This window comes from Brumimicrobium mesophilum (genome assembly GCF_003025005.1).
In the GTDB taxonomy this organism is placed as follows: Bacteria; Bacteroidota; Bacteroidia; order Flavobacteriales_D; family Crocinitomicaceae; genus Brumimicrobium; species Brumimicrobium mesophilum.
The window spans coordinates 112,599-135,291 of sequence record NZ_PVSS01000002.1 but is presented as its reverse complement, the minus strand read 5'-3'; the positions used below and the strand labels follow the sequence as shown (position 1 = coordinate 135,291).

The following is a 22,693-nucleotide window of genomic DNA, read 5'->3' as shown; positions in this document are numbered from 1 at the left end:
ATTTATTGTAATGCGCTGTTTTTTAGTCTATTGTATTGCTTGTTGCGAAATGATTTAATTCATTTTAAGAAAATATGTTGAATACTAAAACATTAGGTTTATCTTTACTTCGATTTAATAATGGTGCTTCTGCACTTTAAAAAATGTGAATAATGGCAAATGTTAGAAATTTAAAGAAGAACATCAACGGAATGATATATGATGTTGTTGATGAATGTTATAGCGTTCAACTTTTTAATGACGCAAAAACAGCTGAATCTGATAGTTTTATCGATGATGCTGCAGATTTCCAAGAAGAAATAATGGGTGAAATTAAAAGAGCTGAAAGTAAAAAAGATTTCAAAGCTATCGAAGCTAAGGTTGAACAAACAAGAATTGATTGGACAAACCGTTTGAATAAAATGCAATAAGATTAATTTCTTATTCCGAAATTCTTAAAACGTCCTATTCTTCATTGAATAGGGCGTTTTTATTTGAGTGATTTTTCACTTTTAAAAATTGTAATTTTTTTGAGTAATATTTGTTGAACACTATATACACTGGAATTTCCACTAATTAAATAGGCTATTCCATTTGCTATTCCATAAAACAGAATTCCATTAAATCCAAAAAGTTCTGCTCCAATTAAAGTGCTTGCAATCGGGGTGTTTGTTGCAGCACCAAATACTGCTACAAATCCAATTCCAGCCAGAACATCAATTGGTAGGGGGATGATCAGGAAAAGGAGGTTTCCCAACATTGCACCAATGAAAAATAGTGGAGTTGCTTCTCCACCCTTAAATCCGGCTCCTAAAGTTAACGCAGTTAGTAAGATTTTTATTAAAAAACCATATTCATTCATTTGCTCATTGAATGCACTTTGTATTTCTGGAATCCCCAATCCTAAATAGGGTTCAATTTCAAAGCATAGAAATAAAATTAAAAGCGTAATCCCACCAATCATTGGTCGCAAGTAGGGTATTGAGATTTTACTGAATAGTTGGGTAAATAAATGTTTAAATTTTATAAATGAATAGGCCGCTATTCCAAAAGCTATTCCTGCGACTAAAGTCGATAAAACAGAATAAAATGAAATGGCAGGGAAATCCTCAATTGAATATTTAGAATGGTGGATTCCCCATACTATGCAGAAAAAGTGCCCACCAAATGAGGAGATAATTACCCAAATTGTGTCAGCTATTTTGAATTTTTTATCTCTTGCTAATTCAAATGCGAAGATAGCACCGGCAATAGGAGTTCCAAAAACTCCTGCAAATCCTGCTGCAACACCCATTCGTAATAAGCGTTTTCTATATTTTTTTGTCCAACTAAATAATTGCGGAATAGCATCACCTACAGCTCCTCCCATTTGTACTGCCGTTCCTTCACGACCTGCAGATCCACCAAATAGGTGAGTAGCCACTGTTCCAATAAAAACCAAGGGTATAATTTTCCAGTGAATTGGTTTTTTGGGACTATTCATTTCACGAATTAAATAATTGTTTCCGCCTTCAACTCCCTTTGCCCCAAAATAATACATTAAGCCAATCAATAATCCGCCGATTGGGAGAAGGTAAATGAAAATAGAGTTACTCGTTCTAATTTGAGTTACGGCAGTTAAGCTGCCTAAGAATAACGCAGAAATACATCCTGCGGCAAAAGAGATTAAGAGAGTAATGAGGATCCATTGGCTGATTTTAAATAGTTTCAACTTCATATTTATGACCTTGATTATAGTTTAAATAGAAGTCATCAGTCCAATTAAGACGGTTTTGGGCAGACATCATTGCCGATTTTTATTACAAATTTAATTGTTTTCCTTTGGAATTAGCTTTTTTTGATTGAAATAATGCGATTGAGTAAGGTTTGTTCTCCTTAAACTTTTGTTTTACTACAGCTATCTAAATAAGAAGCTACAGTTCTTAATATTATGAAATGAAGTAGAGTGCTTGTGTCGTTTTCTCTTCAGTTCGAGTGATTTTCGAAATAGAATGGAGGGATTTGTAACGAGAACAAGATTTGTCATCTGTGCATTCGCAGTTCTTCGAGATACATCTGCGTTTGTCTTCGGCACTCGGAGTGCCTTAGTTTATTTCAGTTGTTCAATCTAGTCTTTTTTACCGTCAACTAATTTTTGCAAACGGTACATTTCGTCACGTAATCGCGCTGCTTCCATAAAATCTAAATCTTTTGCTGCTTTTTTCATTTGACGTTCTGCATTTTTCATGCTTTTTTCTAGCTCCCTTACATCCATGTATTGCTCAACAGGGTCAGCCGCTATCATTCCGTTGTCTTCTTCTTCAGTTCTATATTGGAAAGCATTCTGATTGGTCTTGTTTAATGCTGTAGGAACCATTCCATGTGCTTCATTGTAAGCTTCTTGAATAGCGCGTCTTCTATTGGTTTCGTCTATTGTACGTTCCATTGATTTAGTTATTTTATCTGCGTACATGATTACCATTCCGTTGACATTTCTTGCTGCGCGACCAACGGTTTGAACCAGTGAGCGTTCATTTCTCAGGAATCCTTCTTTGTCAGCATCAAGGATTGCCACTAAACTCACTTCGGGTAAATCCAGTCCTTCTCGGAGTAAATTCACACCAATAAGTACGTCGAAAACTCCTTCTCTCAATTGTTGTAAAATTTCAACACGTTCTAAGGTATCCACTTCACTGTGAATATAGCGACAAAGAATTCCCATTCTATCCAAGTACTTCTGTAATTCCTCTGCCATTCTTTTTGTCAAAGTGGTTACTAAAGTTCTTTCTTTTATTAGAATTCGATTTTGAATTTCTTCTATTAAATCATCAATTTGGTTTAAGCTTGGTCGAACTTCTATTTTTGGATCCAATAATCCTGTCGGTCTAATAACTTGTTCGACAACAACCCCATCTGACATTTCAATCTCAAAATCTGCTGGAGTGGCGCTCACGTATATTATTTGATTCACAATGGATTGAAATTCTTCAAATTTTAATGGACGGTTATCCATTGCTGCTTGAAGCCTAAATCCAAATTCAACTAGGTTAATTTTTCTGGCTCTGTCGCCGCCATACATCGCTCTGATTTGGGGTAAGGTAACATGGCTTTCATCTACAACTAATAAGAAATCATCGGGAAAGTAGTCCAATAAGCAGAAAGGTCTTGTTCCAGGTAGCCTTTTATCGAAATAACGTGAATAGTTCTCAATTCCTTGGCAATATCCCAGTTCACGGATCATTTCTAAGTCATATTCTGTTCTTTCTAATAATCTTTTTGCTTCAACATGTTTTCCTTCTTCTTTAAATTTCTCTACTTGAATTACCATGTCGTCTTGAATGAATTCAATTGCCGCTTTGGTGGTTTCGGGTGAACTCACAAAGATATTTGCAGGATAAATATTGATAGAAGTTAATGTGTCAATTACATCGTTACTTTCAGGATCGATGGTATAAATTCCTTCTATATCATCATCCCAAAACTCTATTCGTAATGCATAATCGGCATAGGCTAAATGCACATCAACTGTATCACCTGTTACTCGAAAAGTACCTCTTTTAAATTCATCTCCAGCGCGGGAATAAAGATTCTCAACGAGTTTAAAAAGGAATTTATTTCGTAGAATGGTGTCACCAACCGAAATAGGAATAATACTTTTTTCGAATTCATTCGGGTTTCCGATACCATAAATACAAGAAACAGAGGAAACGACGATTACATCTCGACGCCCCGAAAGTAGAGCTGAAGTAGCAGATAGTCTGAGTTTTTCAATCTCATCATTGATGGCTAAATCTTTTTCAATAAATGTATCTGTAATTGGCAAGTATGCTTCCGGTTGATAATAATCGTAGTAGGAAACGAAATATTCCACTGAATTCTCTGGAAAAAACTGTTTAAACTCGTTGTATAATTGAGCGGCCAATGTTTTGTTGTGGGAAAGGATCAGCGTGGGTTTATTCACTTGTTGGATTACGTTTGCAACAGTGAATGTTTTTCCACTTCCTGTAACTCCAAGTAAGGTTTGGTGCTCAATATTACTTTTTACACCAGCTGATAATTCTTTGATTGCCTGTGGTTGATCGCCCATTGGCTCGAAAGGGGAAACGAGTTTAAATTCCATATTACAAACATAAAAATTTTTTAGCAGTTAATAGTGTGGTGTGATGTCAAAGCACCGCTTTCTTTTTATCTCTTTTTAATGAAGATTTAGTTCAGTATGCTTTAGTTTGAGTATATTTAATTCGTCATTCTTAGGTTTATTTATTTGCGAATCGTTTCTCGATAAATAATATTCTCAAAAATGAGTATAATCGTGAATATACCTAAAAACGAGTATATTTGTAAATATACCCGAAAATGAGTATAATTGACAATATACCTAAAAATGAGTATATTGGTCAATATACTTAAATTTGAGTATATTTGAACACAATGATGAATTAGAAATGAAAGCAGTAATAACAGGGGATATTGTTAATTCTAGGGCTGTAGAAGCTGAAAAGTGGATATTGGAGCTCAAGCAAAAATTAAACTTATTTGGCCAAGAACCCAAGGATTGGGAAATTTATAGAGGAGATAGTTTTCAATTGAAAGTTGAACCTGAGAATGCATTAACTGCAACAATTCTTCTAAAGTCACAGATCAAGAAATTTAAAGAATTAGATGTTCGAATGTCAATTGGAATAGGTGAAGTAGAGTACGATGCTCCAAAGATTACAGAATCGAATGGCTCTGCATTTTTACGCTCAGGAGAATGTTTTGAGAATTTGAAGAAAGATCTTTTAATGATAAAATCAGCTTCAAAAAGTTTTGATAAAACAATGAATGTGATGTTTTCTCTTGCTGGATTATCGATGAATGATTGGACACCTCTTTCTTCAGAAATTATTCAAATAAGTATAGAAAATCCTGAAATGACTCAATTGGAGATGGCGAGAATTTTAGATAAAAGTCAAAGTAATATTAGTATAGCGTTAAAAAGAGGAGGGTTTGACGAGATACAAAAATTACTAAATTATTATAAAGATGAAATAACTAAGTTATGATTGTACTGACACTAAAATTTTTATTGGCGCATATTTTGGGAGATTTTGTTTTTCAGTCGGATAAATGGGTGAAGAATAAAAGAAAGTTCAAGTTAAAATCGCCAAAATTGTATTTACATATTTTGATACATGGATTATTTTTAATTCTTGCTTTACAATTTGATTTTAGCTATTGGTTGGGAATATTAATCGTTTTGCTTTCACATTTTGTGATAGATATTGGAAAGTTGTATGCCGAAAAGAAATGGAATAATATCTCCCTCTTTTTTATCGATCAATTTTTGCATTTAGCTGTAATTTTGGGTGTTGTTCAATATTATGCGCCCTACAATTTTAATAAACTTGAAATATACTATCCTCAAATATTACTCTTGGCAGTAGCTGTTTTATTGGTTACTGTGGTCACTTCAATCTTAATGCGCGTGCTCATTTCGAAATGGGGACCGATGCAGAAAGATGGAAAATCTCTTAAAAATGCTGGAGCATATATCGGAATGTTAGAGCGTTTATTCATCTTTGGATTTATCATATTAAATTTCTGGGCGGGTATAGGATTTCTGTTGGGAGCAAAATCAATTTTCAGATTTGGAGATTTAACCAATTCAAAAGATAGAAATCTTACAGAATATGTTTTGATCGGAACACTTTTGAGTTTCGGGTTTGCCATAATGATTGGAGTAGGTTATAATTGGTTGAGAATTGTGATTGGATTGTCAGAGTTGTAGAAAAATAATAAGTAGATTTACGTTTTAATTACTGATAAAGACCGAGTAAAATATGAACGAGCCAATCACAATAAATAGGAATGCAGTTTTAATCATTCCGAAACAAGCATTTTTTGACTGGGCAAACACAGTGTTCCCAGAGGATCCAACAAATGAGGACCATTACCAAGAATACAACACATATTTAATTGCTGAAGAAAGTTTTCAAGGAGATGCAAAAGAAGCTTTAGAAAATTATTGGGAATTTATATTCGAAAGTGAGCTTTTTGATATCTCAACAGATGACGAAGATTGGCCAATGGAATTAACTTGGGAGTTATTTACGAAGTTTTTTAAATTCCATTTTAGTTCGATAGTAACAGATTTGGAGGATAATCCTTTTTATTTGGAGAACTAGAGTAGGTTTCGAGTAGTGAATTGGCTTTTTGTTTACAGAGAAATTAATTCTATATTGCTTACTCCGATTTTCATCCAAAAAACTCCTCATAAAATGAAGAACACAGTTTTGATTAAGCGTAAAAAGGAGACAGAAATTTACACTAGTTCAAAATTGAAATAGCTCTTGTTTAAAGCTGTTTTATTTTTTCTTAAGTTTATTGAAAAGCATTGCTGGTTTGAAGGAGGTAGGGTGTTCTCGATACAAATATCTCCGTTTTACTGTGATATTCACTCGAGCTGACGTGGAACGATACAAGTATTTCCCACTAATTGTCACATTCGACTCTTGTCGTTACTCAGTGCAAACTTCTCACCGAGATATTCTTAACAAAAAAAAACTCCCTGAGTTCAGAGAGTTTCTTTTCAATTTTGTTTTGTGGAGCTGGAGGGGTTTACTTCGACTCCTAAAGTCGCTCAGCATAAACTTCTCACCCAGTTTCCTTTCAAAAAAAAACTCCCCATAAAATTGGAGAGTTCATTTTCTAATTTAATCTTGTGGAGCTGGAGGGGTTCGAACCCTCGTCCAAACAATGAAATAGTCAGCCTTCTACATGTTTAGTTTATGATTGGGTTTTCGATTATGGAACGGACACAAACACCCTTGCCATAACTTATCTTCGTTAAAATTCGCAAGTAAACAGAAGCCGTTTACAAACTATTCTCAAATTGTTGATTTCTCGGGGTCCAGCGCTCATGAGACGGGAGAACTGGCGAGAAACTTGTCCCTCTTACTGTGCTTCGGAGTGGATTAAGCTAATAACCTGAGGTTATTATGCTGCAAGATTATATGACGTGTTGTCAATTATCGTGTGTGACCAGAGATTAACGAGACTCACCACATGGCTCGACATGCTTATACTAATTAGATGCAGTTGCTGTCAAATCCAGGTCAGCCCCATTTAATTTAGTTCTACAAAGATAAGGAAGTTTGAGAGATATTCAATGAATAAGAATTTAAAATAAATGTTATTTTTTCAATTAAAGTTTAATCATCGATAATGTTCTAATTAAATAAATTTTTCAATCATTCGCCTCGATATCCCCGCTTCATTCTTAACTTTGAATCGTGGAAGAAAGAAAGACATATTTTGTAGACGTGATTCTACCAGTTCCAATTAATAATGCTTTTACCTACCGTGTTCCATTCGAGATGAATGACCACATTAAAACGGGTGTTAGGGTAGTAGTACCGTTTGGAAGATCAAAACTGCAAACAGGTATTATTGTGAAAATTCACGAGGTTGTTCCTGTTGGATATCAATCAAAATATGTTGAAGCTGTTTTGGATGAATTCCCAATAATTACGGGGAAACAATTTAAATTATGGAATTGGATTTCAGAATATTACATGGCACCACTTGGAGATGTGATGAACGCCGCTTTACCTTCTAATTTCAAATTAGGAAGTGAAACTAAGGTCTTGATTCATCCGGAATACGAAGGAAATCTTGATATCTTGACAGATAAAGAATATCAAGTTGTGGAAGCTCTTGAAGTTCAAAGTGAATTAGATTTAAAGGAGATTTCTGAAATCTTAGGAATAAAAACTATCCAACCTGTAATAAAAGCCCTTATTGAAAAACGCGTGGTAATTACACAGGAAGATTTAAAGCAAAAATACGCTCCTAAAACACAACTTTTTGTTGAATTAGCAAAAGAATATCAGTCTGACGAACAGCTCAAAGCGCTTATTGAAGTTTACAGCGAAGACAAACGCAAGAAGAAGCAATTGGATGCAATCCTGACTTACATGCAGATGGGCGGTTTTAAACAAGGTGTTTCTAAACCAGTTTTAAGATCAGAATTAGTTGAGAAAGGAGCTTCAGCTTCGTCATTTAATACTTTGGATAAAGATGGGATTCTGGAAATAAAACGCTTGGAAATTTCTCGTTTAACGGAGAGAGATGAAGCTGATTCCGCGTTTAAAAAATTATCTCCAGATCAGCAACGTGCTTTAGATGAAATTCGAGAATCATTTATTGAAAAAGATGTAACATTATTGCATGGTGTTACGGGATCTGGAAAGACAGAAGTTTATGTAGAGCTAATTCAAGAACAATTGGATAAAGGTCAACAAGTTTTGTTCTTACTTCCAGAAATAGCTTTAACAACTCAATTGATTCAACGTTTGCAAAAATATTTTGGTGATAAAATTGGTGTTTATCATTCTCGATTTAATCAAAATGAACGCGTTGAAATTTGGAATTCTTTATTGAATAACGATACCACAAAATTTCAAATAGTTTTAGGAGCAAGAAGTTCTGTTTTTCTTCCTTTTAAAAATTTAGGATTGATAATCGTTGATGAGGAACATGAATCCTCATTTAAGCAATATGACCCAAGTCCAAGATACAATGGTCGAGATACAGCGATTGTTTTACGTGCTTTTCACGATGCAAAAGTGCTTTTAGGTTCTGCCACTCCTGCAATGGAAACCTATTTTAATGCCGAAGAAGGTAAATATGGTTTGGTGAAACTTGATAAACGTTTTGGAGATTTGCAAATGCCTGAAATTTTTACTGCAAATATTAAGAAGGAGAAGCAGCAGAAAACCATGCAATCAGATTTCTCAGGTTTCTTGGTTGAACACATGAAAAAGGCGCTCGAAAACAAGGAGCAAATCATTCTTTTTCAAAATAGGAGAGGATATAATCCCGTTTGGGCTTGTGAAGTTTGTGGTTGGAATCCAAATTGTAAAAATTGTGATGTTTCATTGACGTATCACAAGAATACGAATATTTTAAAATGTCATTACTGTAGTTATTTCACTCCACCTGTTGGTGCTTGTCCGAAATGCCAAAGTAATCGACTTAAAATGATTGGTTTTGGTACAGAGAAAATCGAAGATGAATTATCAATAATATTACCAGGAGTTCGTGTTCAACGTTTGGATTTAGATACAACGAGACAGAAAAATAGTTATGAAAATATTTTGAATGACTTCGATGAAAGAAAAATTGATATTCTTGTTGGTACACAGATGGTTACCAAAGGTTTGGATTTCGATAATGTAAGTCTTGTGGGTATTTTGGATGCAGACATGATGTTGAACAGACCAGATTTTAGAGCGTTTGAACGCAGTTATCAATTGATGTCACAAGTTGCTGGTAGGTCCGGTAGAAAAACTAAGCGGGGTACTGTAGTAATTCAGACTTACGATCCAGATCATTGGATTATTCAACATGTGATCAATCACGATTACATGGGGTTATATAAAAATGAACTAATTGAGCGAAAGAATTATTTTTATCCACCATTTTATAAAATGATTAATTTGACTCTAAAGCATAAGGATCCAAATAAGTTGGATATGATGGCTGCTGATTTAGCTGATCGAATGAAACAAGTCTTTGGAAGTCGTGTTTTGGGACCTGAGTTTCCTGTTGTAAAAAGGATTCAAAACAGTTATTTGAAGGTAATTCGATTGAAAGTAGAGCGGGATGCTTCAAATAAGAAGGTGAAAAAGCTATTGCAAAAGAAGATTGATGAATTTTATAGTCTAGCTCATAATAAATCTGTAAGGTTGATAATTGACGTAGACCCTTCTTAAATTACGATTTATCAATTGTCAATTGGAAATCTACATAGCCTTCACGCATTAAATCTTCCTCGAAATCTATATCGGATTTGCTTTCGAGTAAAGAATAGGATGAATTTTTATCATTAATTCTTGTAATTGTATCCTCCAAAACAGTCTCGGTACTCCAATTCATTTCTTTAAATAGAGTAGGGCTAACTTTCTTCATTCCAATTAAATAGTACCCTCCATCTAAAGCAGGGCCTAAAATAAAATCCTCATTGGAAAGCTGTTCGAATGCATTGCTGATATCGTCTGCATTTATCTCAGCACAATCGGATCCCAAAACTATTACTTTCTCATAGCCTAGACCCAAAACGTTCTGAATTGCATTATTCATTCTATCACCTAAATCACCCTGACTTTGGATGCTGAAGAAAGTATTAGAACTTTCCCAGCGTCCTTTATCAGTTAATATATCAGTGGAATAAATAAATTTATCAGCTTTAATTTCTTTTGAAATTTCAGCTGTGTAATCGATCAATTGAATGTAAATCTCCAATGCCTTTTCATCACCTAATGTTTTTGCTAATCTTGTTTTGCATTTCCCTAATTCAGGGTTTTTTGTCATTATAATGAGGGCATTATTAGAATTCATTCTTTTAAATTATTTGGTGAAGTAATTGTTTTAATGATTTGATTTAAATATTTGTTTACTAAGGTGTTAAGTGTTATTTTAAGTTGTAGTTCCTTGACAGCTTGATCCTGCTCCTGCAGTACAACCATAACAATGTTGTCCAATCTTTATATTTCTTTTTAAGAGTTCTGCTTCATCAAATTCACTGATGTGTTGACGTTCACCCTGTACTTTCAATTGTAACATTTGATTGAAATCGCAATCATATAAATATCCTTCCCAATCTACTGAAACGGTATCTTTACACATTACGTTTTCCGCAGCAACTGGATTATAAGCACTGATTAAAGTTTCCATATAGCTTTCATATTTATTTGCAGCTAAAAGGAAGTCTAAGTATCTTGAAATTGGTAAATTGGTTATTGTGTACAAGGAATTGAATTCAATGTTCCAATCTGCTTTTAATCTTACTTTATAATCTCTTTCCAATGCAGATTGCTCTGGAGGTAAGCTTGCACCACCAGGATTAAAAACTAAATGCAAGTTTAAACCTGTACCTTCCATTCCGTATCCTAATTTATTTAAAATAATTAAGGATTCAATTGATTTATTAAAAACGCCATCTCCTCTTTGTTTATCAACGTTGTCTTGAGTATAACAAGGCATAGATGCTATTACTTCAACTTTATTCTGCTTAAAAAACTCTGCATAAGTCCTGTAACGCTTATTAGAAACTAAAATGGTTAAATTACTACGTACTATAGTTTTAACGTTTCGTTTGGTTAACTCTTCCACCAACCACAAAAAATTTGGATTCATTTCTGGAGCTCCACCAGTCAAATCCACCGTATGTACATCTGTTATATCAATAACGTCTAAAACCTGTTGAAGGGTCTCTTTGGTCATAATTTCCTTTCTGTCTGGACCAGCATCAACGTGACAATGTTCGCAAGTTAAGTCACACATATAACCCAAATTCAATTGTAGAATATTTATTGTTCTAGCTTTTAAAGGAAATTGGTTGTTTTCTCTTAGTTTGTCTACGAATCTTGTACCAACTAATTGATCTTTTTCAAGCAGAATTATCTGGTTTTGGGCTTCAGATAAATAACTTTTTCTACGCTTTAGAGATTTTAATTTCTCTTTTTTTTGGGTGTCTATCATACGGTTTAAATAATTATTGATTTAAATTGATACTTAGAAAACATAAATGTAGCAGAATTGTTTAGAATCATTAAAATTAATTAGGAGTAATCAGTTTTTTAACATTTAGTCATCTTGATTTAAATCTGATCAAAAGTAGTGCTTTAACTTGCGAATTTGGTCAATAAATGTCAAATATTTATGTGCTTATTTTTTTAGTTTTTATTGTCGAACTCTTGCCTAAAAATCTAATCTTTAATATCTTATATCGATTTTTACTCCTTAACTTTTTCTGAATTTCTTGAAATCTATTATATGCTTTGAATTAGCATTCTAACTAGGTTCAAATGTTCAAATGTTCAAAAATGATCTGTATGAAATAATTAAGTTAAAATTTCTTTCCATTTATCTGATTCTGAAAATTCCATTATCATTTTATTACGTTGCTCTAATAATTTGGTCATGTAATTTTTTAAAAATAATTTATCAGCCATTCTTCCTAGAATTCCAAATGGAGAGGTAAAGTTGAAAATGTCTGTCATTTCTGTGATACCAGATATTTCCTTAAAAAAATGTTCGTGTTTGAAACTTTTGAATGCGCCTTTTTGCATTTCGTCGGTAAATTTAAATGGAGCATTAAATTCTGTAATTTTCGAAGTGAGCTTCTGTGTAATTCCAAAATGTTTTGCTCTCCAAACAACGCATTCGTGCAATTCAATTAAACCGTTAATTCTTCCAGCTATTGCTTCTTCATTTGTATGGGCAGTTGATAATTTGTGTAAATCAATACTTCTTGAGAGATCAAAAACTCTATCAATTGGAGCGTTGATTTTAGTGTTAAGCTGAATTATTGGCATAAAAATCAAAAGATTAATTATTTATGAATTTTCAAAATTACATTTCCTTTTTTCCTCCCTGAATCTACATATTGGTGGGCTTCAACCACATCTTTCATTAAATAAGTTCTATCAATAATTGATTTTATTGCTCCAGTCTCAAATAAGTTTTTCAATGACTCCAGCTGTTGTAATGATTCTGATGCCATTTCTAAACCTCCAACTGTTTTGAACACGCCATTATTTTTAAGCAGGTTTTTACATTGTTTTTTATTTGACTTTCCATGCGCATCAAAAATGAAATCAAATTTTAAATCCATTTTAGTAAAATCTTGTTTGTCGTAAAGAATTATGTTTTTAACTCCAAGTTTTTGAACTAATTCTAGTCCTTTAGAACTACAGACTACCGTGACATCATGACCATAATGTAAACACAATTGAGTCGCCGCTACTCCTACAGAACCGGTAGCACCAATGATCAAGACTTTAGGTTTCTTGAGATTTCTAATTTTAGCTTTTTCTAAAAAGTAAATTGCTGTTTGTCCACCAAAAATTAAAGATACGGCTTCATTAAAATTTGCGTTTTCAGGCATTGCATAGGTAAGACTTTTTTCATTTAATGCAATATATTCTGAATAGGTGCCGAATTTGAAGCCTGTCATTCCAAACACTTTATCACCTAATTTAAATCGGGTTACTTTTTCGCCAACTTCTTCAATAATTCCAGAAAATACTGTACCTAGTATGGGGTTTCTAGGTTTAGAAAAGCCCAGGGCTAATTTCATAAAGGTTTTCATAATTCCCTTTGCATCCAGACTTCTCACTCTTACATCAGCGGAATTAACTGACGTTGAATGAATCTTGACAAGAATTTCATTCTTATTCGCAGTTGGTTTTTCAATTTCTTGAACTTTTAAAACTTCAGGTTTTCCGTATTTTGTGCAAATAACTGCTTTCATTATTTTAAATTATTTATTAAGCTTTTTAAATAATGTAAGTTGCATATTTCTATTTGTCCAAAAACGTTTCTGCGAAATTTTTAAAAGTAGCTACATCTTCATAATTACTTACTAATCCAACAGAAATTCTGATTGAACCTCTTAACTTTCCTGTGAAATTAACCATTTCTGTATAATTTCCAATTTTATGATTTGAAAAATATTTTTCCAATTCTGATGAAGGAATAGCATAATTTGTTTCATCTATTCCCGGATTACAAAAACACCCAGTTCTGATTGAAATGTTCCGATTATTTGCTTCTTTTTCGACTTGCTGAAATGGAATTATTTCTCCATTCTGATTATAAAAATTCATAACAAGTGTTCCGCCTCGTTCATTTACATCATGAGACCCGAATATATGAATTAGCTTTTTTCCATTTTTATGCTTTAATTGAGATAGGTTTTCTAACATCCAATGTGTAAGGGTTTTAACACGTTTTGATATGTTTTCAATTTTAATGTTTTTAATGTGTTCTAATCCTATTTTTATAGCTGGAATATCTAGGTAATTGATTGTACCTTCTTCAAACCGTTCATGATTTGGTTGTAAATAATGTGCGTCGATAGTAGAAGATGCTAAAGTCACTGTTCCACCTGCATACCAAGGTTTTATAAGTTTGTTGAACTTATCTTTTTTAATGAGCAAACAACCAAGGCCAGTTGGGTATCCAAATATTTTATAAAATGAGATACTTACAAAATCAGGTTTTATTTCTTTTAAATCTAAGCGATTTGAAGGTGCAAATGCAGCCGCATCAAGTAGAACATCCCATCCTTTTTCTTGCGCTAATTTGATATATTCTAAAGGATGTTTAATACCTGAAACATTAGATTGAGCAGGAAAAGCAAACAATTTATTTTTAGATTCAGAATGTGAATCGAGGTGTTTCAACAATTCTTTTTCATCCAATTTTAAATCTTCTGTTTGAATGGGGGTGTAGCAAAATTTAGATCCTTTATTTTTGGCAAATTCCCTTATTCCGCTTACAGAATTGTGATTGTCAAGCGACAACAATAAAAAAGATTCTTTGCAAAAAGGATAGCTTTCACCAATAATTTTTAAAGAACCTGATGCATTTGGTGTGAAAACACAAAAATATTCATCTTTTGCATTGAAAAAATCTAAAATAGCACTTCTAGATTCTTCACATAGTTTAGTTGCTAATTGAGAAGTAGGATTTGTTGAATGCGGATTTCCAAAAGTTTCTTGCTTTAAAATTTCCAAATGTTTATTGATTTGACTTTCAGCATATAAGTTGCCACCAGTATAGTCTAAATAAACATGTTTTTTTTGATCGATTCTCTTATATTCTTTCTTTCTTAGCTTGTCTAAATTTTTGGTTTCATTGTATTGAGGATAATCTTTTAGAAATTGTTTATACTGATTGTTTTTGCGGTTGAACATGATTTAGTTTTGATATGTTAGGTTTACAATATTCTACTAATCAATAAGTAGAACTGTGATTTAAATACTTTAAAAGTAATATAATCTATTCTAGTTCAAAGGTAAATTTTTAATTTAACAAAGAATTTTGCTAAAAGCAGATATAGCGTTGGCGAGTTCAACTAAGCTAACAAATTTTCATCATTTGTCAGGTTAAAATATAATGCTTCAAAGGGATTGAGGAGTTAATTCGCTTTTAATTCCGCAAGTTCTGCTTCATATTTTTCCTTCCAACCTTCACCGTTTCGTTTAATTAAGTGATTTTCAATTTCATAATTATAATCGTTGATTCCTCTCAATTGAGCTCCAGTTGCTTTATAACCAAAGTGTTTCTCTTCAAAGCCGTATTTTGCTCTTAAATCAATACAGGGTTGACCACAAGAATCCGCTTCTCCAACAATGATCATTCGAGGGTTGTCTCGCATGATGGCAATTTTTGCAGTTAAATAATTAAAGCGATTAAAAAGTCCGAATTGCCAAGCTACTATAACACCAAATACAACAATAATTACAATATTTCTTTTTCTCTTTTTAGTCATATTTTTGATGTTTGAAATAAAGATATAAATTAAAATCAATATTTACAAATTGGAAATTTGACATGGTTTCTATCAAAATTCTTCAATAGTTAATCCACGTTGAATATTGTTTTCGAAATAAACATTGAAAAATCTAAATTGACCATCCTTCTCTTGAAATGTTAACTCAAACCCTTTCTTATCCATGGTTATTCCGATAACATCAAAGTGTTTTTCAAGAGATTCAAATTTCAATACGGAATCTTTAAACTGTTCTTTTAGAATTTTCTCCGACTCAGATTTAATTTTTTTTTCGTTTTTTATCGCGTTGAGTAATACTTCCTTTTGTTGTTTAGCTAAACCATTCTTATTTCCATGGATTCTTATTTCAATTTTTTGTTCTAAAAACAGATACTTTACTCGCCAAACAATGGTTCTTCGAATGGTGCTTATACTTTCAATTTCACCAAAATCAGGATCCAATTTTTGAAGGTTCTTTCTTTTTAATAGATTACTAAAAATGCCCATCGTATTTTGTTGATTTTAAACTTTTTTAAATTACAATTAGCTTGGGAAATCGAATTCTGTTTCATTTTTGAACGGAACTCCCAATTCGAAATTACTCACAACACCATATTCACAGTGTAAAGTAAGCCAAATTTCTTCATAAAAATGAGTTTGAAAGGTTTCATAATTTTCAATGGCCCAATTATCTTTCAAATCACCAAAAACTTCCCTTTTAACTATTTCAATTTCAGCATCCATAAAAGTTTTTCCATTGAATTTTAAATCGCGGTTTTTAGAAGAGTAGAAAGTAAATTTATCGTCAGATTGAAAAGTTAAGCTGATCTTCCATTTATTCCAAATCAGAATAAATTCACCATCATCATAAGCATCTTCAATGATTTGGTCCGGTTCACCTAAAATTTCGGTAATTTCATTTCGGTTCATTCCGAATTTTATATGATCGAAGCCAATTCTTGGTTTAATTTCCATATTATTTTTTATTGTAATTTTTTATGATTTTTCAAATGGTCTATTACTTCTTCTATTTCAGGAATATCCATTTTTGTAACACAAAATATACTTTTTTCATTCAATGTGATTGTCAAAGCTCCTTTAAGTTCCTCTTCATATCCAATTTTTCGAATTTCAAATACAATGGGGTCTGATTTACTTTCTAATATGTCGATGTGCTTTTTACCATCTTTAAACCAGCCATAATCAGCAATATAATTGATTTGTGTATTTGAGATTTCAATTACTTCTTTCCCAAATGTATTCCATAATGCTATTCTCAAAAGGTAGAACCCAAGAATTCCGAAGATAAAAAGGATAATGAAGTAACCAATGTGCATACCAAATCCTAAAGAAATACTTAGAATTATGGATATTAAAGGAAACAAAAAGAATAAAAACGCAAATAAGAACATCGTTCCTCTAACAAATAAATTTGATTTTTTTACATTTAGAATGATTTGGTTTTCAGTTATTTGATATTGCATTATCATTATTATTTAAGCTGGTTTAAACTCAGTGTTCAATGGAATTCCTGTAAGTTTAGCCAATTTTTCTCCTGTTTCTGTAATTAAAGCTTGCTTTTCGTCAGTAAATAAAGTGATTTCTTTAAATCCGTGAATTAAATTTAACTGATATGAATAATTGTTTTTGACTCCATATAAATGAGTGAAGGAAAATTCTTGGATAAACTTGAAATCAATAGGAGAATCTTTGTTGATCCTCATGGTTGAATTTTTTAAATCGAATTGAATGTTATATTTTGACCTTGATTTCAATAAGTAATAAATTCCCAGTGCGAAAGGAGAGAATGTTACACAAAGTAGCATGGAAACGATTCCAAAATCAAGTTTGTGCATTAAATTTCTACCTAGATAAAAGAACAGAGCGAAGCCGATTGCGATAAAAATTAGACCCCATTTAATATCATGCCTCTTATTTTGAATGATATGAATGCTGTCTTTGCCTTTTCTCTTGTAAACAATTTTGTCCCCAACTTCGTTAAAGTAATCGTAAAATTTTGAATTGTAGTCTTTAAGGAAAGTCATATAATGTTCAGTCTAATTGTCTTCTTTCCATCGAAGTAATTTTATTTCTAGTTCTTTTTGCTTTGAATCTGCTAAACTGTTTTTTTTACGACTGCCGTATTCATTAAAGAAGTCTGTAATAGCGTATTTGTCTTTTTGTTGACAAATATAATTCAAAACAAGTATTCTCATGGACATGTCATCAGGATGTTCTATTTCAAATGTAGTCATTAATTCCTCCGCCAAATTTCCACCTGACCAAAGTCCCCAATTGTTTCTTATCCAGGTTCCTAATCCATGATGAAATTCAATAGGGTTGCATACTGAAAATTTATGTTTTGTGAATAAATTTGAATTTTCATCTAGAAGAACTACAGCTTCGAATATCGATTGTGGAATTGGAGTTTTACTATCTAATGTAAATGATTCATTCGCTATAAAAACCGAATCAACAATTAATGAATCACATGAGGTGATAGATCTAACGTGATTGTATGCGTTTTGATTAAAATTTGATTGAGTTAAACTATTGTCAATACATCCATAGATGAGGAATGTGATTAATATTATTGCTCCAAATTTCATTTATTAGTCTTTTAATATTTTCGAAGGATAAATTACATGAATATATTTTTAAAAGCGCTTCTATTATTCAATTATTGATGTATTTATGAGATCCATCACAATTAGGCATTCTTTTGGACCTGCCGCAAATGCAATCGTTTAATCCAAAATTCTTTAAAATTCTGTCTTTATTTTTTTCAATTCTAGAAGTTCTTGTTTTTGATTGTTTTGCACCTCCAAAATGTAAAAGGTAACCACGTTGTCTTCCTGGAGTTAAATTTTTGAAAGCAATCTCAAATTGGGGATTATCCTTAAAAGCCAGTTTAAGTTCTTCAGGAACCTCATAATCAGTTGTTTTTTTCTTTTTAACCTTTAAACCTTCTTTTTCTACCTCAATTGCTTCAAAAATATATTCTTTAATGACTTTCTTAAGTTTTATGATTTCCGAAGTATTTGTAAATCGAATTTGTCTACCGGTTTGGGTGTTCTTAGTTTGCTGAACTAAAATATTTGAACCGTCATTCAATAATGCTCCTTTCATAAAAAGTACTGCGCAATAATCTTTGAATTCATGAATCAATAAGATGTTTTTCTTGCCTAGTGAATAACAAGGATGCTTCCATTTGAATTCTTCAGTTAATCCGCATTCTAACACAAAAGAGCGAAGAAGTGTTATTTCCTCATTCCAATTTTTGAGTTTATCGAGATATTTATCTACTTCCGAATTCATAATTAAACGTTTGGTAATTAAAAGTAGTTAATAAGTTTTGAAATTGAAAATTGGGAAGAATTAATCTACTATTTATTTATAGTGAGATATTCCTGAGTTTAAAACAAGCTTCCAATTGTTAAAGTAGAACAAATGAGGAGCAGCAGAATACTCCCTACTAAAAGAATACGGATTTCATTGTTGATCAAATATTTTATGCTTAGAAATAGAAATATTATTTGCGCTATTAAAAATGGCATTGTCAATAGTTCGCTAAAAACTCCTATTAATACATGATGAATTTCATAATGTGCTATTAACCATAGCAATAGGAAATAAAGCACTATTGAAAAATTGATAATAATTAGATTTCTGTTGGTTAATTGTTTCATTAATATATTTTTTATTCAATTAGAATTTGTTCTGATTTATCATGGCTTTCAAACATCAGGTTTGAAAGCGCTATTTCAGTAGCTATTTTGATTCAATGTTCACTCATAATAGTACTAAGATAATGTTTGTTTTATTCTTGATGAGAAATGTCTTCTAAGTAAAGCATGATCTGGCTTCGTTACAATATCCAAAATTACCGAATGGATTGATCTGAACACTTATCCATTATATCGCTAGCTTTGTCGCTTTCGAAAAAATTGTCTTTTGTTACAACATCTAAAGGAAACTTTTGATATTCATCTGCTAAGCAATCGCAATATAAATCTATATCATTAGTTTCTTCGAATTCAGTTCCAGTTAACTGCTTTTTCCAGTTACTTTTCATTGAATTGACAAGCTTGTCTGTCCATTTCATTTCGATTGATTTAATACAATCCTCAATTTTTAAATAGGAGTAACTCGGCTTGGAATACACATCTTGGATAACATCTAAAACCTTATTGTTTTCAAGCTGATTTTTGAATTTTTGCCTCAATTCAGGCTGATTTGTAATTTTTTCAACGAAACATTTACAATACTCTTTTCTTTCCTCTAAATCAGGAATTATGTTTTTGTTTCCAATTATACAATTTCCTAGAGGAATTTCAAGCCCATTGATCTTAATAAAATGAGATGGAGTTCTTTCTGAACCTAAATTGAAAATTGCAGAAGAAGCAAAAGTAACAATTGAAATAATTAAGAATTTTATGAAATTGACAGACTTAAATTTAAACTTTTTAATTGTAAAACCACTTCCTATTAGCCAGGTTCCCGCTAAAATTGATAAAAGACACATGAAGATTATCACGGGAGAATAGAAAGATCCAATTTGTCTTCCTGCATTTACATATTCAGCTCCGGAAGAAATAAGCAAAATAAACCCAATAACTATTTTAAAAACGTTCAAATTATATATTTTGTGATTGATAATTTTTAGTTGGAATTAATTGTTTTAAATGAACATTATTTTAACTCTTTTAATGCCGATTTCTTATTCAATTTCACCTTAATTTCTGAATTTTTTACTTTTCTATGGGAAATTGAACGCATTTCTAATTTTTGTTCCCAAAATAAACCTTTATTTACTTCTCTTACAGCTATTCCTTTTCCAACTTTCATTATTTCATAAAAATTTCCTTCCTTGAAATCAACATACCATTCAGGATTAATAGGTAAATCCTTAGCGTAATTATATAAAGCAGCAACATTATAGATTTCATTATCGAAGGTAACGACAGTCTTTGTACTGATAATTGTACAAGGATACTCGAATACAACGCTATCTTTCAATTTTTCAAAAGTGACTTTCGTGGAGGTTACTGTAATATCTATCCATAACACTGTGTCTGAATCATTACTTTTCGAGTAAAGTTTTTTATCCTTTAAGCTTAATGTTCTTTCGCTTAATTTACTTCCATCAGAAGAGAAGAATTCTTTTTTGAAGTTTCCATCTTTAAATGTGAGAATCATTCTTGATCCGATCATTTCTTTTAATCTTTCGGAAGAAAAATTTTGCTCGTATGGCTTGTAATCAATATCATAAACAATTTGACCTTCAAAAAAAATTACATTTTCTTGAGCGAAGACAATATTATTAATGAGAATTAGGCAAGTTATTAGAATTGTTATTCGATTGATGTGCATACTTTAAATTTGTGGATTAAATGGTTTTGTTTCGATATTTTGGTTTGCGTTTTACTTAAATGTCAATGAATGAAATCCAACCATCATTAAATCAGCATGAGTTTCTTTATTGTTGCTCATAAATGTTACAATTGCATCGGCTTTATCATCTTTGTGGAGGTAAATAAATTGACCATATTTGTATCCTTTTCCGAACTCGCTGTTAAATTCTAAAAAACAAGAACCTCCATTATTAGCATTAAATTCTTCTTGAACTGCCAGAGGAGGAAAAGCACCAATATTGTACATTTTTCCACCTGTCATATTTAAAACATTGGCTTGAATTCGCCCTTTATAAATATTATTGGGCGGAATCATAATAGAGTTTTCATCTTTTAAGGATTTTTCATATTCTTCAATGGCAGGTTTTAATGACCAAATGGTATATCTAATTTCCATCGAAGAGTCAGCATTTATTACAGCAAAAGAGTAGTTTAAGTCTCCATTGGTTTTCACATCTGCCACCTTGTAGCCATCTGGCATTTTAAACTGCAAGCCATTGGAATTACATAGTTTTTCAAATTCAGCGATTTTCAATTCGTCTTGGCTGGAAGATATTCCAATGAAGAAAATACTCATAAAAACTGTATTCAATAGGTTTTTCATGTTTTATTGTTTTGATGTTATAGTTGGATGAAAAATTACTTGTATTAAACTGAAAATATTCTCGAAATTATTCATTCTATTAATCTTTCTTCGGCCCAAATCATATTCTGCTCATTTTCAGATCTATTATGAATATTGATTTGTGAATCCATGAGGTTGTTCATGTCGATATTTTGCTCTACGTAGTAAAAGTTTCAATTATGGCAGGATTAAAAGTGTTTTTTTATATGAGTTTAAAATTCTCCTTTTAAGGCTACTCCTCATACTTTTCATCCAACTCATCCAATTTCTCATTATAGTCAAATTGTAAATCCTCGTGTAAAACACTCACTTTTTTACGGATGGATTCAATTTGTCTTTCATATAAATTGGTTAAAGTGGTGTTATAAAAAATCGATGGTTTTAAGGTCGACAAACGATCACAAAAATAGAGGAGGAGTTCAACTTCGGTTGATTTTTCAGATGAATATTTACTATAAACTCTAATTTGTCTTAAGATTTTTCGAATAGTCTTCTTCATGAAGAAATAACTATTTGTGTTCATTTCTTCAAATAGTTCATCCAAAGTAGATTTAACACTTTCGATATAACTGTTTTCATTTTCAGAAAGAAAAAGCAAATACGTTAACATTGCCTTATTCTCTTTTTTGAATTTCCCCAAACGCAAGCACAACTCCAAAAGTTCATCCTTAGAAAGATGTTTTAATTCTTTTTTAATGGTAGCAATCGATTCTATTTTCATACTTCAAATTTAAGGATGATTGAGTGATTTTTAATCTCAACTGGATTTTTTCATGCATTTTACTATATAAAAAGGAAAATCTTCTTCAATTTCACTGATTTCAATTAGTCCATAATTTTCAAATTCTATTTTGATTGATTCTTCATCATAGAAAAACATTTTTATTCCTTTGTGAATTTCATATCTATCGGTACTTATGAAAGTTCCCGTTTTGTAGGTCGTGGCTTTTTTTGAAATTGCCACGAACATCATAATTCCACCAGCTTCAAGTTGATTATAGCAATCTCGGATTAACTTTTGCCTTGCAGACTTATCCAATAAATGAATCAAGGAATAACTGTAAATCCCTTGATATTTCTTATCATCAAAAGGCATTTCAGCTACTGATCCATGATAGATTATTGTGTCGGAACCAAAGTGAATTTTCGATTTCTCTATGGCTGTTTTGGAAATTTCAATTCCTGTAACTTTTATTCCATTTTCGATGAATACTTGCGCATTTCTACCATAACCAAATCCAGGAATAAGAATGTTTTTGATTTCTTTTGCCACGAAAAAATCTTTAGCCATTAGAGTAGAAGGAGTGGGTTCTAATCCCCACATTTCTTTATTATTTTGAAAAATCGATTCCCAAATTTCTGTCATGTTCT

General features: G+C 31.9%; 24 protein-coding genes, 1 other RNA gene and 1 riboswitch. Of the genes, 5 read left to right on the top strand and 20 right to left on the bottom strand.

Annotated features, from left to right (window positions below; genetic code table 11):
* The first annotated feature begins 152 nt into the window (after positions 1-152).
* Positions 153-410 (top strand): hypothetical protein, encoded by a 258-nt coding sequence (locus tag C6368_RS02310; RefSeq protein WP_107037567.1) that lies wholly within the window; start codon positions 153-155, stop codon positions 408-410.
* Between the two features lie 59 nt (positions 411-469).
* Here the strand turns inward: C6368_RS02310 and C6368_RS02305 are convergent, their stop codons facing one another.
* Complete coding sequence (locus tag C6368_RS02305; protein ID WP_107037566.1) at positions 470-1,696, bottom strand: chloride channel protein; 1,227 nt, start codon at positions 1,694-1,696, stop codon at positions 470-472.
* A 19-nt stretch (positions 1,697-1,715) separates the two neighbouring features.
* Positions 1,716-1,779, bottom strand: a riboswitch (Fluoride riboswitch).
* A 307-nt stretch (positions 1,780-2,086) separates the two neighbouring features.
* A complete protein-coding gene (uvrB, locus tag C6368_RS02300; RefSeq protein WP_107037565.1) occupies positions 2,087-4,078 on the bottom strand; it encodes an excinuclease ABC subunit UvrB in 1,992 nt (663 codons plus the stop codon).
* 292 nt (positions 4,079-4,370) lie between these two features.
* On the opposite strand from uvrB, the gene C6368_RS02295 reads away from it, so the two are divergent.
* The 3 genes from C6368_RS02295 to C6368_RS02285 are packed head-to-tail and all read left to right on the top strand — an operon-like array spanning position 4,371 to position 6,125.
* Entirely contained in the window at positions 4,371-5,003 is a 633-nt protein-coding gene (locus tag C6368_RS02295) for a SatD family protein (protein WP_234369069.1), read from the top strand.
* The gene (locus C6368_RS02290) at positions 5,000-5,728 is read left to right on the top strand and encodes a DUF3307 domain-containing protein (RefSeq protein ID WP_107037563.1); all 729 of its coding nucleotides are present in this window, start codon (positions 5,000-5,002) and stop codon (positions 5,726-5,728) included. Before C6368_RS02295 ends, C6368_RS02290 begins: the two co-directional genes overlap by 4 nt.
* Positions 5,729-5,780: 52 nt before the next feature.
* Positions 5,781-6,125 carry a hypothetical protein gene (locus C6368_RS02285; protein WP_107037562.1) on the top strand — a complete coding sequence of 115 codons (345 nt, stop codon included), beginning with the start codon at positions 5,781-5,783 and terminating at the stop codon, positions 6,123-6,125.
* Between the two features lie 534 nt (positions 6,126-6,659).
* Here C6368_RS02285 and ssrA read toward each other — a convergent pair.
* Positions 6,660-7,063, bottom strand: a transfer-messenger RNA (tmRNA) gene (ssrA, locus tag C6368_RS02280).
* A gap of 169 nt (positions 7,064-7,232) precedes the next feature.
* On the opposite strand from ssrA, the gene priA reads away from it, so the two are divergent.
* Complete coding sequence (gene priA, locus C6368_RS02275; RefSeq protein WP_107037561.1) at positions 7,233-9,716, top strand: replication restart helicase PriA; 2,484 nt, start codon at positions 7,233-7,235, stop codon at positions 9,714-9,716.
* Between the two features lies 1 nt (position 9,717).
* Here the strand turns inward: priA and C6368_RS02270 are convergent, their stop codons facing one another.
* The 17 genes from C6368_RS02270 to C6368_RS02190 form a co-directional block, all read right to left on the bottom strand.
* Positions 9,718-10,341: a TIGR04282 family arsenosugar biosynthesis glycosyltransferase gene (locus C6368_RS02270; protein WP_107037560.1), complete on the bottom strand. Its 624-nt coding sequence runs from the start codon at positions 10,339-10,341 to the stop codon at positions 9,718-9,720.
* A gap of 78 nt (positions 10,342-10,419) precedes the next feature.
* On the bottom strand, positions 10,420-11,484 hold the full coding sequence (gene arsS, locus C6368_RS02265) for an arsenosugar biosynthesis radical SAM (seleno)protein ArsS (RefSeq protein WP_107037559.1): 1,065 nt from the start codon (positions 11,482-11,484) through the stop codon (positions 10,420-10,422).
* A 362-nt stretch (positions 11,485-11,846) separates the two neighbouring features.
* Positions 11,847-12,320, bottom strand: a complete 474-nt coding sequence (locus tag C6368_RS02260) for an SRPBCC family protein (protein ID WP_107037558.1) — start codon at positions 12,318-12,320, stop codon at positions 11,847-11,849.
* A 17-nt stretch (positions 12,321-12,337) separates the two neighbouring features.
* Positions 12,338-13,258, bottom strand: coding sequence for an NAD(P)-dependent alcohol dehydrogenase (locus C6368_RS02255; RefSeq protein ID WP_107037557.1), 921 nt, complete (start codon positions 13,256-13,258; stop codon positions 12,338-12,340).
* 49 nt (positions 13,259-13,307) lie between these two features.
* A complete protein-coding gene (locus tag C6368_RS02250; protein WP_107037556.1) occupies positions 13,308-14,705 on the bottom strand; it encodes an aminotransferase class V-fold PLP-dependent enzyme in 1,398 nt (465 codons plus the stop codon).
* Positions 14,706-14,929: 224 nt separating this feature from the next.
* Positions 14,930-15,283 carry an FEKKY domain-containing protein gene (locus tag C6368_RS02245; RefSeq protein ID WP_107037555.1) on the bottom strand — a complete coding sequence of 118 codons (354 nt, stop codon included), beginning with the start codon at positions 15,281-15,283 and terminating at the stop codon, positions 14,930-14,932.
* Between the two features lie 72 nt (positions 15,284-15,355).
* Positions 15,356-15,790 (bottom strand): hypothetical protein, encoded by a 435-nt coding sequence (locus tag C6368_RS02240; protein WP_107037554.1) that lies wholly within the window; start codon positions 15,788-15,790, stop codon positions 15,356-15,358.
* A gap of 36 nt (positions 15,791-15,826) precedes the next feature.
* A complete protein-coding gene (locus C6368_RS02235) occupies positions 15,827-16,258 on the bottom strand; it encodes a hypothetical protein (protein ID WP_107037553.1) in 432 nt (143 codons plus the stop codon).
* 8 nt (positions 16,259-16,266) lie between these two features.
* Complete coding sequence (locus C6368_RS02230) at positions 16,267-16,767, bottom strand: hypothetical protein (protein ID WP_107037552.1); 501 nt, start codon at positions 16,765-16,767, stop codon at positions 16,267-16,269.
* 12 nt (positions 16,768-16,779) lie between these two features.
* Positions 16,780-17,328, bottom strand: a complete 549-nt coding sequence (locus C6368_RS02225; protein WP_107037551.1) for a hypothetical protein — start codon at positions 17,326-17,328, stop codon at positions 16,780-16,782.
* Positions 17,329-17,340: 12 nt separating this feature from the next.
* The gene (locus C6368_RS02220) at positions 17,341-17,892 is read right to left on the bottom strand and encodes a DUF6794 domain-containing protein (RefSeq protein ID WP_107037550.1); all 552 of its coding nucleotides are present in this window, start codon (positions 17,890-17,892) and stop codon (positions 17,341-17,343) included.
* A gap of 67 nt (positions 17,893-17,959) precedes the next feature.
* Complete coding sequence (locus C6368_RS02215; RefSeq protein ID WP_107037549.1) at positions 17,960-18,601, bottom strand: DUF1801 domain-containing protein; 642 nt, start codon at positions 18,599-18,601, stop codon at positions 17,960-17,962.
* A gap of 565 nt (positions 18,602-19,166) precedes the next feature.
* Positions 19,167-19,919 (bottom strand): hypothetical protein, encoded by a 753-nt coding sequence (locus C6368_RS02210; RefSeq protein WP_159038387.1) that lies wholly within the window; start codon positions 19,917-19,919, stop codon positions 19,167-19,169.
* Between the two features lie 56 nt (positions 19,920-19,975).
* Positions 19,976-20,656, bottom strand: a complete 681-nt coding sequence (locus tag C6368_RS02205; RefSeq protein ID WP_107037547.1) for a hypothetical protein — start codon at positions 20,654-20,656, stop codon at positions 19,976-19,978.
* Positions 20,657-20,707: 51 nt separating this feature from the next.
* Positions 20,708-21,301 (bottom strand): hypothetical protein, encoded by a 594-nt coding sequence (locus tag C6368_RS02200; RefSeq protein ID WP_107037546.1) that lies wholly within the window; start codon positions 21,299-21,301, stop codon positions 20,708-20,710.
* Positions 21,302-21,554: 253 nt separating this feature from the next.
* Entirely contained in the window at positions 21,555-22,043 is a 489-nt protein-coding gene (locus tag C6368_RS02195) for a hypothetical protein (RefSeq protein ID WP_107037545.1), read from the bottom strand.
* Positions 22,044-22,079: 36 nt separating this feature from the next.
* Positions 22,080-22,688, bottom strand: coding sequence for a class I SAM-dependent methyltransferase (locus C6368_RS02190; protein ID WP_107037544.1), 609 nt, complete (start codon positions 22,686-22,688; stop codon positions 22,080-22,082).
* Positions 22,689-22,693 lie beyond the last annotated feature (5 nt).

What these genes read in the sequence shown, in the direction of transcription:
- C6368_RS02240 (WP_107037554.1), bottom strand. Translation starts at nt 15,790, where the DNA reads ATGGGCATTTTTAGTAATCTATTAAAAAGAAAGAACCTTCAAAAATTG.
- C6368_RS02195 (WP_107037545.1), bottom strand. Translation starts at nt 22,043, where the DNA reads ATGAAAATAGAATCGATTGCTACCATTAAAAAAGAATTAAAACATCTT.
- C6368_RS02250 (WP_107037556.1), bottom strand. Translation starts at nt 14,705, where the DNA reads ATGTTCAACCGCAAAAACAATCAGTATAAACAATTTCTAAAAGATTAT.
- C6368_RS02310 (WP_107037567.1), top strand. Translation starts at nt 153, where the DNA reads ATGGCAAATGTTAGAAATTTAAAGAAGAACATCAACGGAATGATATAT.
- C6368_RS02225 (WP_107037551.1), bottom strand. Translation starts at nt 17,328, where the DNA reads ATGACTTTCCTTAAAGACTACAATTCAAAATTTTACGATTACTTTAAC.
- C6368_RS02190 (WP_107037544.1), bottom strand. Translation starts at nt 22,688, where the DNA reads ATGACAGAAATTTGGGAATCGATTTTTCAAAATAATAAAGAAATGTGG.
- C6368_RS02290 (WP_107037563.1), top strand. Translation starts at nt 5,000, where the DNA reads ATGATTGTACTGACACTAAAATTTTTATTGGCGCATATTTTGGGAGAT.
- C6368_RS02245 (WP_107037555.1), bottom strand. Translation starts at nt 15,283, where the DNA reads ATGACTAAAAAGAGAAAAAGAAATATTGTAATTATTGTTGTATTTGGT.
- C6368_RS02215 (WP_107037549.1), bottom strand. Translation starts at nt 18,601, where the DNA reads ATGAATTCGGAAGTAGATAAATATCTCGATAAACTCAAAAATTGGAAT.
- C6368_RS02235 (WP_107037553.1), bottom strand. Translation starts at nt 16,258, where the DNA reads ATGGAAATTAAACCAAGAATTGGCTTCGATCATATAAAATTCGGAATG.
- C6368_RS02285 (WP_107037562.1), top strand. Translation starts at nt 5,781, where the DNA reads ATGAACGAGCCAATCACAATAAATAGGAATGCAGTTTTAATCATTCCG.
- arsS (WP_107037559.1), bottom strand. Translation starts at nt 11,484, where the DNA reads ATGATAGACACCCAAAAAAAAGAGAAATTAAAATCTCTAAAGCGTAGA.
- C6368_RS02260 (WP_107037558.1), bottom strand. Translation starts at nt 12,320, where the DNA reads ATGCCAATAATTCAGCTTAACACTAAAATCAACGCTCCAATTGATAGA.
- uvrB (WP_107037565.1), bottom strand. Translation starts at nt 4,078, where the DNA reads ATGGAATTTAAACTCGTTTCCCCTTTCGAGCCAATGGGCGATCAACCA.
- C6368_RS02255 (WP_107037557.1), bottom strand. Translation starts at nt 13,258, where the DNA reads ATGAAAGCAGTTATTTGCACAAAATACGGAAAACCTGAAGTTTTAAAA.
- C6368_RS02305 (WP_107037566.1), bottom strand. Translation starts at nt 1,696, where the DNA reads ATGAAGTTGAAACTATTTAAAATCAGCCAATGGATCCTCATTACTCTC.
- C6368_RS02270 (WP_107037560.1), bottom strand. Translation starts at nt 10,341, where the DNA reads ATGAATTCTAATAATGCCCTCATTATAATGACAAAAAACCCTGAATTA.
- C6368_RS02205 (WP_107037547.1), bottom strand. Translation starts at nt 20,656, where the DNA reads ATGCACATCAATCGAATAACAATTCTAATAACTTGCCTAATTCTCATT.
- C6368_RS02220 (WP_107037550.1), bottom strand. Translation starts at nt 17,892, where the DNA reads ATGAAATTTGGAGCAATAATATTAATCACATTCCTCATCTATGGATGT.
- C6368_RS02230 (WP_107037552.1), bottom strand. Translation starts at nt 16,767, where the DNA reads ATGCAATATCAAATAACTGAAAACCAAATCATTCTAAATGTAAAAAAA.
- C6368_RS02200 (WP_107037546.1), bottom strand. Translation starts at nt 21,301, where the DNA reads ATGAAAAACCTATTGAATACAGTTTTTATGAGTATTTTCTTCATTGGA.